This window comes from Lysobacter alkalisoli (genome assembly GCF_006547045.1).
GTDB classification, from domain to species: Bacteria; Pseudomonadota; Gammaproteobacteria; order Xanthomonadales; family Xanthomonadaceae; genus Marilutibacter; species Marilutibacter alkalisoli.
The window spans coordinates 3,127,199-3,139,059 of record NZ_CP041242.1; the positions used below are offsets into that span (position 1 = coordinate 3,127,199).

The following is an 11,861-nucleotide window of genomic DNA, read 5'->3' on the forward strand; positions in this document are numbered from 1 at the left end:
GGCCAATCAGATCGCCGAAGTTTCGGCGATGATCCACCAATATGATGGGATACTGCGCGGCGGCGCCCACGGCGACGGCGTGGACATTGCAGTGTTAGCTCTCTGCAGATGGCCGACCGCATCGATTGCAATTGTGTCGATTGGCGTCGAATGGCGCCACCACTTCAGCTCGATGCGCCTGTTGCTATCGATCAGCTTGCCGAACGCGCCGCATCTCTTCCGAATGCTGTGGCGGGACGAGTCGTCACGTCCAACGATCGCCACGCTGACGCCCCGTTCCGTTACACGGAAGTCGAAAGCGTAGCGGATTCCCTCGGACGACCTGTAGTCGAGTGTCAGGATATCGTCCTGGAAGAACCATAGTTTCTGAAAGCCTGCCGCAATCCTGACCTTGGGATTGATCAGTGCTACCAAACGAGACAAGGTCTCGCGGGGTCCAGCGGCGCGATCGGGTGGACGATCACCGACTTGACAGATCGGCTTGGAGTGGTCCTGTGCCAATGTGGGTCTGCTCATTCTGGGCGGGGTTTCCATCGACGGTCGGCAGAACCGTCGTCGTCGTCGTCGTCGATGATCTCGAGGTTGAGGCAGCTCCGCTCAACCATCGAACTCAGGTACTCAGGCAGTCAATATCCCCGGTCCGAACCGGGAGCTTATTCTCAATACTGACTTGCACAGTTCAAATTACGGACTCATTGCTGGGTATCTTATATTTTCATGCAGACACCGTCATATGATCGTGTGCTCAATCCAGCATGGCCGTCCTCAGCCGCTCGACAACCTCTTCTGAAAGGAGCAACGGCGCACCCACATGCCCGGGTTCTAATCCACCGAGCACCTGCAGGTCCGAAGGATTTTCCGTATCCAGACCTTCAGACAGTTTGAAAACCGACGACTTCGATAATATAACCGCCATTGTCTTGGCCCGCCAATTTCGAGACACCATCGCAGGCTTTCGCTCTCCGCCCCGAGGGTCAGGGCGCCACCCCCCGGAAGATGCTGTCGATACTTCCGGCAAGGGTGAAGGTGATGCCACCAGGCACGCACACCTGAAGACCGCCCACATCAGACGCCGTGAGCACCTTGGGTGCCACCAGGCTCATGCGGTAACCCACCAGCGCATGCGGCAATCCCAGGTGTTTCTGTACATCCGGCCGCATCTGTTTCTCAACCGCAGTCACCTGCAAACTCCGACGACCAAGCTTCGCTCCCATCCGCTCCGGCAATACGCCCCGCTTGTCGATGGCCCAGCCCCGGATAATCAGGCTGCCCGCTTCAACGGAAATTTCGTCGACGAAACCCGCGGGCTCGAATCGCCGCGTCTTCTCGTCTGCCACTACACCGGAGGCAGGCTGCAGCATCGACAGATAAAACGCCTCGGAGTATTGGGCCAGCGCTTCGTCTGGCATCGGAGCGGCGCCCACACGCTCCCACCCCAGGCGCACCGGTAGATAACCACGTGCCTGCAGCAGCCGCTCGACGCTGTCGTGATGCTCTGGAGGCACGTAGACATCAATCGCCACATCGCCTTCGCCCGCCCCCACCAACCAGATATCGACCAGCTCGGGGCCCATGCCCTGCTCGAACACCGCGCGAATGATCCGATCGAGTTCGAACGGCGAGTAATCCTCCGCAATCGTCTTGCGCAACGGTTCGGAGGCTTCGATGCGACCTTTGCCGACCAGTGCGACCTGGTGGTCACCGGATATCACTGGAACTCCAGCGGGAGCGAACAGCCCGGCGGCGATGCTGCTCTTGCCGTATCCAGGCGGCTGCATCAGCAGATAGGCCACCGGTCGACGACGGCTGATATGGACGACATGACGGGCAACAGGATCGCCCTGTTGCGAAACGCTCGGCCCCATCCATTTCCATGCATAGCCGGCCAGGACCTGGCGCAGCATCGCCATGCTGGGGAACAGGCGCTCGTCGATGCCACGCTTGACGCGCTCCCAGGCGGCCTTCCGTACGGATACGATGCCCAGTTCGAGTACCAGCACGCCATCGCGCGAAAGCTTGTTCACCAAAGCCTGTATCAGCGCCGGCTGGTCCTCTGCATAATGCAGCGCGGACGCCAACAGGATGACGTCGAACTCGCCGTCCGGGAGCGTTTCCCAACCCTGGCAATGGAACTCGCAGTCGGGAAAGCGTTTGCGGGCACGCTTTATGAACTGTGCGGAGTGGTCGATGCCCACCACGCGCGCCGCGCCTTGGAAGCGGGCAAAACCGCAGAAGAAACCTTCGTTGCAGCCCACGTCCAGGAACGCCTTGCCGGACAAGCCAGGCAACCGGAGCGCCTTTAGCTTGTCAAGCGTGAGCGAGTCGCCGGCAGCATCGGGAAAGGACTGGTATTGGGCCATTGTTGCAGGGATTTTCCTTGAGTGTGCTGGCATCCCCAAGGGAGTCCGCACGGTTGTCTTTTACGAACTTGAGCGCAGGGTTTCAATCACCGCTGGTGCCATGCGCAATTCCGCATCGACCAGTTCCGGGTTTGCACCGCCGAGTACCCGCACATTGCGGCCCAGCTCCGACGGCTGTGACACCCCGGGCACTGCCACGACCGCAAGGAAGCCGCACATGTCGTTGCTCAGACCAAAATGTTTCACCACGTCCGGCCGCCGACACCATCTGAGATCACTTGTGGTGTACAGGTGCCCATCCCGCTCCAAGGCTAACCCGGCGGGAACCGCGCCGTCGGTATCGACCATCCAGCCCTTGAGCACGAACTGCCCGGGTTTTTTCGCCGGACGGATCTCCTCGATGGCGCCATAGACATGCGCACCATCGGCCGGCGCCTCGATCATGGCCTGCCGCTCCGCACGCAACCGGGCCAGCAGATCGTGGTAGCACTTGAGCGACGAGGTGATGTCACCCGCATGCACGAGCCGGCCACCTTCAAGCACGATGCCCTTGTTGCAGATGTCGCGCAGCAGGCCGACGCTGTGGCTGGCCAGCACCACGATCTTGCTGCCGCTCACCCGCCCTCGCATGCGCTCCCTGGCCTTGGCCATGAAGTCGGCGTCACCGGTGCCAACCCACTCGTCCATCAGCATGATGTCATGCTGGACCGAGGTCGATATGGCGAAGCCCAATCGCAGCCTCTGCCCGGAAGACAGCGTGCGCAGGCGGTGGCCGACCTTGTGCTGCAAACCGGCGAATTCGAGGATGGACTCAACTTGATCGCGCAGGAACGAGGATTTCAGCCCCATGGCCACGCCGCGCAGGAAGATGTTCTCGCGCACGGTGGCCTCGCCATTGAAACCCAGCGACATGTTCAACAGGGCCTGGCAGCTGCCCTGTATTTCCAGTTGCCCGCGGGTGGGCTGATAAACGCGGTTCAACACCCGCAGCAGTGTGCTCTTGCCGGCCCCATTGCGACCTAGGATCGCCAGGCGATCGCCTTCGCGGACGTCGAGATCGAGGTCTTCCAGCAGGCGGATCGTCCTGCGCCGGGGCGGGTCGAACGCCGCCCCCATGAGCATGCCGGCCCAGCCCGTGGCCTCACGATCGGGCTGCAGGAAGATCGGTACATCGAGGGTCAGGTTGCGAGCCCGGATATATGCGCTCATCGGGTCATATCCACAACGGCACATAGCGCGCGTAGCGCCGGTACAGGAATGTCGCCAAGGTCAGGCCGCCGACGGTCATGATCCCCACATACCAGTACGTGCCCGGCTCGACCGGCTCGCCGAGGATCGGGTTGCGGAACATTTCCACGAAATGGAAGAACGGGTTGAAGCGCATCAACTGCCCCCTGATGCTTTCGGGCGGCATCATTTCCGGATACCAGATGATTGGCGTCAACAGGAACATGAAAATCGACACATTGCCGAGCAACTGCCCGAAATCCGGCAGCCGCGCACCGATCACCGCGAACACGGCTGCCATCCACAATGCATTCACATAGAGCAAAAATAGCGTGGGCACGGCCAGCAGCAGGCCCAGCGGGTTGATGTCCCCCGCCAGCCAAAGTGCAAATGCAACCACCGGCACGTACATGCAGAAGTCGAAGAATGCCTTTGCCAGCGCCTGCAGCAAGTAGTCGGTCAGACGCATGTGGCCGTCCATGATGAAAGCCCGGCTGCCAACGAACACATTGGCACTGCCGATGATCGTCGACATCAGCGTGCGGAACATCATCGCCCCCAGCGCCACATGCGCGTAATACTCGCCGGACGAGGCGCCGGCCCTGAGCCCGCGCATGCTCATGAAAAACGTACCGAGCCCAAACACGTACACGACCGCGGGCGCCATCAACCAGAAGATGCCGAGCCGCGACTTGCGCGCGCGCACGATGATGTCGAGCCAGCTCGACAGCGCCCAGAAATCGGGGTGGCGGAAACTTTCGGTCAGTTCGCGCCAGAAGTATCCCGGAGCGCCGGTGCCGCGGGCGTCTGCGCGGATGGAAACCTCATTGCTGCTGTCGATGGATTCGTTCACGACAAGGCTTCGTCAAGGTCCAGCTGCAGATCCCGGTCACTCTCCACCCCCACACTCAACCGCACCAGCGCATCACTCAACCCCAGCCGCTCGCGCCGCTCCGCCGGCACCGAGGCATGGGTCATGATCGCCGGATGGTTGACCAGGCTTTCGACGCCGCCGAGGGACTCGGCCAGCGCGAACAGTTCGGTGCGTTCGCAGAAGCGCTTTGCAGCTTCGACACCGCCCTTGAGGACGATGCTGATCATGCCGCCGAAGCCGTCCATCTGACGCATGGCCAGTTCATGTTGCGGGTGCGACTTCAGTCCCGGATAGATCACTTTCTCGATGGCCGGGTGGGTTTCCAGCCATTCCGCCAGCGCCAGCGCGTTGTCGCAGTGAGCCTTCATCCGCAGGTGCAGGGTCTTGAGGCCGCGCAAGGCGAGGAAGCTGTCGAAGGGCCCCTGCACGGCGCCGATGGAGTTCTGCAGGAAGGCCATCTGCTCGGCCAGTCCGGCGTTGTCACCAATCACGACGATGCCACCCACCATGTCGGAGTGGCCGTTGAGGTACTTGGTCGCCGAGTGCATGACGATGTCGGCGCCCAGTTCCAGCGGACGCTGCAGGATCGGCGAGCAGAAGGTGTTGTCGACCACGACCAGCAGGCCATGCCGGTGTGCGATGGCGGCGATCTGCTCGATGTCGACCAGCTTGAGCATCGGGTTGGTCGGGGTTTCGATCCAGACCATGCGGGTCTCGGGGTGGATCGCGGCCTCGAAGGTGGCCACGTCGCTGAGGTCGACCCAGCTCACTTCCAGCCCGGCACTGCGGCGGCGGACGCGTTCGAAAAGACGGTAGGTGCCGCCGTACACATCATCCATGGCGATGACGTGGCTGCCGGCATCAAGCAGTTCCAGCACGGTCGAGGTCGCCGCCATGCCCGAGGCGAAGGCAAAGCCGCGGCTGCCGCCCTCAAGCGCCGCCACGCAGCGCTCGTAGGCGAAGCGGGTGGGATTATGGGTACGCGAGTACTCAAAGCCCTGGTGCTCGCCCGGGCTGGCCTGGGCGTAGGTCGAGGTCGCGTAGATCGGCGTCATCACCGCGCCGGTGCTGGGGTCGGGCGCCTGCCCGGCGTGGATCGCGAGGGTGCCCAAGCCTAGTTTGGGCGTCCCGCCATCCGATTGTCGTTCTGTCATTGGCTGGTATTCCTTCAGAACCATGCCCGGGGGCATGGCGACCGCCAAGTCTACCATCGGGCACCGCGATCCCGGACCCGGTTTTTGCCCGGGATTCAGGGACTTTCCCGTCACCTGAACGATGGTTGAGGCGACGGCAAATCCATCGCGACAGGGGTCACGGATTCGATGCTTCGGTGAGATTTCGCATCCCGCCTGCCGGGCAGGACCACGTCATTGCACCCGTCGCCGCAGGTAATTCAGCAGGTCGATACGCGTGATCAGGCCGATGAAGCGCTCGCCGTCCATCACGATGGCGACGTGGCCGCGGTCGAACACCGGCAGCAGGGCCTCGATCGGGGCGCCGACCTGGACCTTGTCGAGCTTGCTGACCATCGCGGTGGAAACCGGGTCGCGGAACCGGGCTTCGTCGCCGTAGACGTGCAGCAGCACGTCGCTCTCGTCGACGATGCCGACGATGCTGTCGCCATCCATCACCGGCAGCTGGGAGACGTCGTACAGCTTCATCCGCTGGTAGGCGGTGACCAGCAGGTCGCCGGGGCCGACCACCACGGTGTCGCGCTGGCTGTACGGGCGCAGGATCAGGTCGCGCAGGTCGCCGCTCGCTTCGCGCGCGAGGAAGCCGTTGTCCAGCATCCAGTAGTCGTTGTACATCTTCGACAGGTACTTGTTGCCGGTGTCCGGCACCAGCACGACGACCTTCTTCGGCTCGGTCTGCTCGTGGCAGTACTTGAGCGCGGCGGCGAGCAGGGTGCCGGTCGAGGAGCCGCCGAGGATGCCCTCCTTCGCCAGCAGCTCGCGCGCGGTCAGGAAGCTTTCCTGGTCGCTGATCGAGTAGGCCTTCTTCACCCGGCTGAAATCGGAGATGGTCGGCAGGAAATCCTCGCCGATGCCCTCGACCATCCAGCTGCCGGACTTCTCGCTCAACGTGCCCTCGTTGATGTACTCGGTGAGGATCGAGCCGACCGGGTCGGCGAGCACCAGTTCGGTGTGCGGCGAATGCTCGGCAAAGCAGCGCGACAGGCCGGTCATGGTGCCGGAACTGCCGCAGCCGAACACGATCGCGTCGACGCCGCCGGCCTCCTTCATCTGCTCCAGGATCTCCGGGCCGGTGCCGAACTCGTGCGCGGCCGGATTGTCGGGGTTGCCGAACTGGTTGATGAAGTAGGCGCCGGACGTCTCGCGGGCGATGCGCTCGGCCATGTCCTGGTAGTAGTCGGGATGACCCTTGGCGACGTCGGAACGAGTCAGCACGACCTGCGCGCCCATCGCCTTGAGGTTGAAGATCTTCTCCCGGCTCATCTTGTCCGGGACCACCAGGATCAGCTTGTAGCCCTTCTGCTGCGCGACCAGGGCAAGACCGATGCCGGTGTTGCCCGCGGTACCCTCGACCAGGGTGTCGCCGGGCCTGATGTCGCCGCGCTTCTCGGCCGCCTCGATCATCGACAGGCCAATGCGGTCCTTGATCGAGCCGCCCGGATTCTGCGATTCAAGCTTGAAGTACAGCTCGCAGACGCCGGCATCCAGGCGCTGGGCCTTGATGATGGGAGTAGCGCCGATCAGTTCGAGTACGGAGGCGTGGATTGGCATGCGGTCGGCCCGGTTTCCTTGAGCCGCAGAAGCGCGGCGAGCCGGACAATTCTAACCGGCCGGGACTCAAGGATCCCGGACGGCAGGCCGACGAGGAGGCCCGCCGCCCGGGAGTCACGCTCAACAACACCATGGGCACACGATTACCCCGCATTGCCCAACCAGCCCCCTGAGTCAGGGGGCGATTCGCGTCGAAGGCGCGAATGGGGGTATGGCAGTGCACGGCGGGGCCCAAGGTTTGCAAAGCAAACTTTGGGGGATTCCCGGGCACGGCCCGGGGATCCTGCCCCCCTGAGTCAGGGGGCGATTCGCGCCGCAGGCGCGAATGGGGGTGTGGCAGTGCACGGCGGGGCCCAAGGTTTGCAAAGCAAACTTTGGGGGATTCCCGGGCGCGGCCCGGGGATCCTGCCCCCCTGAGTCAGGGGGCGATTCGCGCCGCAGGCGCGAATGGGGGTGTGGAAGCGCATTGACGGGGCCCGAAACCTGCGCAGCAGGTTTCGGGGTTTACCAAGCGGGCTTGGTAAACGTCCGCGGATGGGGGTATGGCCGTGCTCGGCGGGGCCCATGGTTCGCAGAGAACTTTGGGATTGATTGCCGAGCACAGCCCGCAATCAATGCACTTCGTCGTAGATCCGCAGCAGGCGATCCTTGGCTGCCAGTTTCTCGCGTTTCATCTGTCCGAGGGTAACGTCATCGATCGGCAGCACGCCGAGCTCAGCTGCGGTGACCTTCTTGTCCAACAGCTTGTGGCGCTGGTAGAGCTGCTTGAATTCAGGGTTTGCCTTGATCAGCGCCTCGATCTCGGGCTGCGGCTGTTCTTCGAACATGGAAACCTCCTTTCAGCAAATCGTGGGGAACGTCTGAAGAGCACGGATGGCCCTGTGGAGGGCCTGCAAACGAAAACGCCCCGGCCGGAGGCCGAGGCGCAGCATGCAGGTCAGCGATGCGAGCAGGCAGGGGATGGATCAGCACGACTCCTTTATCGCGTCCCCACATCTCGGCCACGACCCGGTCACGGGCGATGGGGCGGGACGGAGAGGGCGCGTGCTTCATCGTACCTGGCTCGACTCCAAGCGGGTGGGAGCCGCTTGAATATATGACCCTACTCCTCGAAAACGGGAGCGGCAAGCACCCAGAAATGAACAGGGCAGACCGCCCCAATAAGCCTAACGCGCCCCTCCCCGAAACCGGGCCCAGCCCCCTGACTCAGGGGGGACGTTCACCAGGCTCCGCTTGGTAAACCCCGAAATCCGCCATGCGGATTTCGGGCCCCGTCAGGGCACGACCACCTCGAGCCGCGTGCCGCCGCCGGCGGTCTGGATCCGCGAGGCCGGCACACCGGCCGCGGTCAGGGCATCGCGGACCACGTCGGCGCCCTGCCCGGCGACCCGGACCGTGCCACTGCCGCCCATGGCCTGGATATAGGCGGCCAGCGCGCGGACATTGCCCTCGGCAGACGAGGTCAGGGCCGCCCGTCCGGAGGTGAAGGCATCGGTGGAAAGGGTGAACACGTCGCCGCGGCGCTCGCGCTTGAACGGTGGCAGCTTGGCCCCGGCGACCAGCTCGGCCTCCTCGCGGGCGAGCCTGGATTGACGCTCGCGGGCAGCAGCCAGACGAGCTTCCTGTGCCCCGGCCACGCCTTTCAGGGCGACCTCGACATCCTGCATCGCCGCCTCGCCGGCATCGGCCTGCTCACGCAGGCGGGCAGCCTCCTCGGCCTGCATCTGCGCTTGCAGGCGCAGACGCTCGGCCTCGGCGCGTGCGCTGGCGGCATCGCGGCGGCTGGCCTCTATCAGCAGGTCGCTGCGCTGGCGTTCGAGCTGCAGCAGCTCGCCCTGCATGGCCTGATTGCGAGCAGCCAGCTCGGCAATGGTGACCCGGCGCTCGGCGACATAGCGGGCCGCTTCCCGGTCGGCGCTGCGGGCCTTGTCCAGCGCTTCCAGCGCCTCCCGGGCCTGGAAGCGTTCATAGGCCCCTTGGCTGGCCAGCTTCGGATCGGCATCAAGCACAGCCAGACGCTGGCTCAGCGCCTCGTACGTCTGTCCCTGCTGCTGGGCCCGGGCCGCCGGCATGCCGGCCGTAAACATGACCGCCGACAGCAGTGCGACGGCAAACATCGATTGCCTCTTCATCGACCATCCTCCTGCCCGAGGCGCTGCTGCAGCCGGGCGATTTCGGCGCGGCGCTGGGCGAGCTGTGCATCCAGTTGGGTCGACTCGCTACGCATCCGTGCCAGGTCGGCATCGGCGTTGGCAGCCAGGGCGAACTTGCGGGCATCGGCCGCGCGGCCATCGGCCATCGCCGCCTGCGCCCGACTCAGCGCCTCTCGCGCCTGGGCCAGATCCTCCGCCGCGTACATGTCGGCATCGGCGTCCGACGCCTTGGCGATCGCCTGCTGGGCGGCGGCCAGTTCGGAGGTCGGCGGTGGCATGCTGGCACACGCGAAAAGCCCGGAAGCGAGAACTGCGGCAATCAGCAGGCTGCGGAAGTATGCGAAGCTTGGAGTCATTGGGGAGGCCATGCGGTAGCGATATCGCCCGGCCATTGTCTGAAGCCGGTGGCCGGCTTGCAATGCCAGCCATCGCTCATGTTGTGGTACCAGTCTGTTTGGGGGCAGCAGTATGGACATCGGCTATTTCCTGAAGCTGATGACGGAAAAGAACGCGTCGGACATGTTCCTGACCACCGGCGCGCCGGTCTACATCAAGGTCGAGGGCAAACTCTACCCGCTTGGCAACACAGGTCTACCGCCGGGCATGGTCAAGAAGATCGCCTACTCGCTGATGAACGAAGGTCAGGTGCCGCAGTTCGAGCGTGATCTTGAGCTGAACATGGCGCTCGCCCTGCCCGACGCCGGCCGCTTCCGCATCAACGTGTTCAAGCAGCGCGGCGAGGTCGGCATGGTGATCCGTGCGATCCGCAGCGTGATCCCGTCGATCGAGGAGCTGCAACTGCCGCAGGTGCTCAAGGACATCATCATGGCCCCGCGCGGGCTGGTGCTGATCGTCGGCTCCACCGGCTCGGGCAAGTCGACCACGCTGGCGTCGATGATCGACCATCGCAACAGCAACACGTCCGGGCACATCCTCACCATCGAGGATCCGATCGAGTACCTGCACAAGCACAAGAAGTCGATCGTCAACCAGCGCGAGGTCGGCCTCGACACGCATGCCTTCCACAACGCGCTGAAGAACGCGATGCGCGAGGCGCCGGACGTGATCCTGATCGGCGAGATCCTCGACGCGGCGACCATGGAGGCGGCGATCGCCTTCGCCGAGACCGGCCACCTGTGCCTGGCCACCCTGCACTCCAACAACGCCGACCAGACCCTGGAGCGCATCCTCAACTTCTTCAACGAGTCCGCGCACAAGAACGTGCTGATGAACCTTGCCCTGAACCTCAAGGCGGTGGTGTCGCAGCGGCTGGTGGTCGGTACCGACGGCCGCCGCCTGCCGGCGGCCGAGGTGCTGATCAACACCCCGCACATCCGCGACCTGATGCGCCGCGGCCAGGTGCACGAGATCAAGCAGGCGATGGAGGAAACGCTGGAGGAAGGCATGGAGAGCTTCGACCAGTGCCTGTTCCGGCTGGTCAAGGAAGGCAGGGTCGAGATGGAAGAAGCGCTCAAGGCCGCCGATTCGCGCGATGGTCTGGCGCTCAAGTTCCGCCTGTCCGAAGGTTCGGGCGCGGAGCACGATCCGTACGCGGACGTGTTCCAGACCAGCGAACACTGAAACGAAGCAAGGCCGGATTTCCTCAGCCGCACAGCCCGGGCAAGGCCGAAGGCCGCGCCCGGGAGCGGCCGGTCTGGATTGGGCCCGGGTGCGCTACGCCTATCCGGGCTGCAAATAGTCCCCTATGGCGCTCGTCATTCCCGCGAAGGCAGGAATGGCGGCCTTTGTTCAAGCCCCCTACTCCACCGCGTCAGGCTGGTTCTCCGGCCGTGCACCATCGAACGCGGGCAATTCGAGACAGGCGGCTTCGACCCGTTCGATGTTCGGGTATGGTGCCATGTCGAGCTTGAAGCGGCGCGCGTTGTAGACCTGCGGTACCAGACAGCAATCGGCCAGGGTCGGGGCGTCGCCGTGGCAGAAACGGCCGCCAGCAGGGGTGTCGAGCATCGCCTCGATTGCGGCAAAACCAATGCCGATCCAGTGCCGCACCCAGGCCATGCGCGCGTCCGCATCCTGGCCAAGCGTGTTCTCCAGGTACTGCAGCACACGCAGGTTGTTGAGCGGATGGATGTCGCAGGCTACCGCCTGCGCCAGCGCCCGCACCCGTGCACGACCGACAGCATCGGCCGGCAACAACGACGGCTGCGGCCAGGTCTCGTCGAGGTATTCGAGGATCGCCAGCGACTGTCCGAGAACGCGCTCGCCGTGCTGCAGCACCGGCACCAGTTCCTGCGGATTGGTGCGGCGAAACGCCTCCGCATGCTGCTCGCCCCCATCCCTGACCAGATGCACGGGCACGGTCTCGTACGGCAGCCCCTTGAGGTCGAGGCCAATCCGCACGCGATAGGCGGCACTGGAGCGCCAGTAGGAATACAGCTTCAGCGGTTCAGTCATCTGCGTGCTTCCCGGAGATGTCATCCCGGCGCAAGCCGGGCTGAGGACGGGCCGTATGCGAACCACTGGTTCGCGGCCCGTACGAACG

The 11,861-nt window shown here is 64.1% G+C and carries 11 protein-coding genes; 1 reads left to right on the top strand and 10 read right to left on the bottom strand.

Annotated elements, in window-relative coordinates:
• Nucleotides 1-6 precede the first annotated feature (6 nt).
• The 9 genes from FKV23_RS13820 to FKV23_RS13860 form a co-directional block, all read right to left on the bottom strand.
• A complete protein-coding gene (locus FKV23_RS13820; protein WP_141624374.1) occupies nt 7-516 on the bottom strand; it encodes a hypothetical protein in 510 nt (169 codons plus the stop codon).
• A 458-nt stretch (nt 517-974) separates the two neighbouring features.
• Nucleotides 975-2,360 carry a class I SAM-dependent methyltransferase gene (locus tag FKV23_RS13825; protein WP_167285258.1) on the bottom strand — a complete coding sequence of 462 codons (1,386 nt, stop codon included), beginning with the start codon at nt 2,358-2,360 and terminating at the stop codon, nt 975-977.
• 60 nt (nt 2,361-2,420) lie between these two features.
• Nucleotides 2,421-3,569: an ABC transporter ATP-binding protein gene (locus FKV23_RS13830; RefSeq protein ID WP_167285259.1), complete on the bottom strand. Its 1,149-nt coding sequence runs from the start codon at nt 3,567-3,569 to the stop codon at nt 2,421-2,423.
• 4 nt (nt 3,570-3,573) lie between these two features.
• Nucleotides 3,574-4,440 carry an ABC transporter permease gene (locus tag FKV23_RS13835; RefSeq protein ID WP_141624377.1) on the bottom strand — a complete coding sequence of 289 codons (867 nt, stop codon included), beginning with the start codon at nt 4,438-4,440 and terminating at the stop codon, nt 3,574-3,576.
• Complete coding sequence (locus FKV23_RS13840; RefSeq protein WP_141624378.1) at nt 4,437-5,615, bottom strand: cystathionine gamma-synthase; 1,179 nt, start codon at nt 5,613-5,615, stop codon at nt 4,437-4,439. Before FKV23_RS13840 ends, FKV23_RS13835 begins: the two co-directional genes overlap by 4 nt.
• Nucleotides 5,616-5,828: 213 nt before the next feature.
• A complete protein-coding gene (locus FKV23_RS13845; protein WP_141624379.1) occupies nt 5,829-7,205 on the bottom strand; it encodes a pyridoxal-phosphate dependent enzyme in 1,377 nt (458 codons plus the stop codon).
• A gap of 611 nt (nt 7,206-7,816) precedes the next feature.
• Complete coding sequence (locus tag FKV23_RS13850; RefSeq protein ID WP_141624380.1) at nt 7,817-8,032, bottom strand: YdcH family protein; 216 nt, start codon at nt 8,030-8,032, stop codon at nt 7,817-7,819.
• A 447-nt stretch (nt 8,033-8,479) separates the two neighbouring features.
• Nucleotides 8,480-9,337, bottom strand: a complete 858-nt coding sequence (locus FKV23_RS13855; protein WP_141624381.1) for an OmpA family protein — start codon at nt 9,335-9,337, stop codon at nt 8,480-8,482.
• Nucleotides 9,334-9,636, bottom strand: coding sequence for a DUF4398 domain-containing protein (locus FKV23_RS13860; protein WP_167285261.1), 303 nt, complete (start codon nt 9,634-9,636; stop codon nt 9,334-9,336). Before FKV23_RS13860 ends, FKV23_RS13855 begins: the two co-directional genes overlap by 4 nt.
• A 190-nt stretch (nt 9,637-9,826) precedes the next feature.
• On the opposite strand from FKV23_RS13860, the gene FKV23_RS13865 reads away from it, so the two are divergent.
• A complete protein-coding gene (locus tag FKV23_RS13865; RefSeq protein WP_141624383.1) occupies nt 9,827-10,939 on the top strand; it encodes a PilT/PilU family type 4a pilus ATPase in 1,113 nt (370 codons plus the stop codon).
• A 177-nt stretch (nt 10,940-11,116) separates the two neighbouring features.
• Here FKV23_RS13865 and maiA read toward each other — a convergent pair whose 3' ends face one another.
• Nucleotides 11,117-11,773 (bottom strand): maleylacetoacetate isomerase, encoded by a 657-nt coding sequence (maiA, locus tag FKV23_RS13870; protein WP_141624384.1) that lies wholly within the window; start codon nt 11,771-11,773, stop codon nt 11,117-11,119.
• Nucleotides 11,774-11,861: the final 88 nt, after the last annotated feature.

What these genes read in the sequence shown, in the direction of transcription:
- FKV23_RS13820 (WP_141624374.1), bottom strand. Translation starts at nt 516, where the DNA reads ATGAGCAGACCCACATTGGCACAGGACCACTCCAAGCCGATCTGTCAA.
- FKV23_RS13825 (WP_167285258.1), bottom strand. Translation starts at nt 2,360, where the DNA reads ATGGCCCAATACCAGTCCTTTCCCGATGCTGCCGGCGACTCGCTCACG.
- FKV23_RS13830 (WP_167285259.1), bottom strand. Translation starts at nt 3,569, where the DNA reads ATGAGCGCATATATCCGGGCTCGCAACCTGACCCTCGATGTACCGATC.
- FKV23_RS13840 (WP_141624378.1), bottom strand. Translation starts at nt 5,615, where the DNA reads ATGACAGAACGACAATCGGATGGCGGGACGCCCAAACTAGGCTTGGGC.
- FKV23_RS13845 (WP_141624379.1), bottom strand. Translation starts at nt 7,205, where the DNA reads ATGCCAATCCACGCCTCCGTACTCGAACTGATCGGCGCTACTCCCATC.
- FKV23_RS13850 (WP_141624380.1), bottom strand. Translation starts at nt 8,032, where the DNA reads ATGTTCGAAGAACAGCCGCAGCCCGAGATCGAGGCGCTGATCAAGGCA.
- FKV23_RS13855 (WP_141624381.1), bottom strand. Translation starts at nt 9,337, where the DNA reads ATGAAGAGGCAATCGATGTTTGCCGTCGCACTGCTGTCGGCGGTCATG.
- FKV23_RS13860 (WP_167285261.1), bottom strand. Translation starts at nt 9,636, where the DNA reads ATGCCACCGCCGACCTCCGAACTGGCCGCCGCCCAGCAGGCGATCGCC.
- FKV23_RS13865 (WP_141624383.1), top strand. Translation starts at nt 9,827, where the DNA reads ATGGACATCGGCTATTTCCTGAAGCTGATGACGGAAAAGAACGCGTCG.
- maiA (WP_141624384.1), bottom strand. Translation starts at nt 11,773, where the DNA reads ATGACTGAACCGCTGAAGCTGTATTCCTACTGGCGCTCCAGTGCCGCC.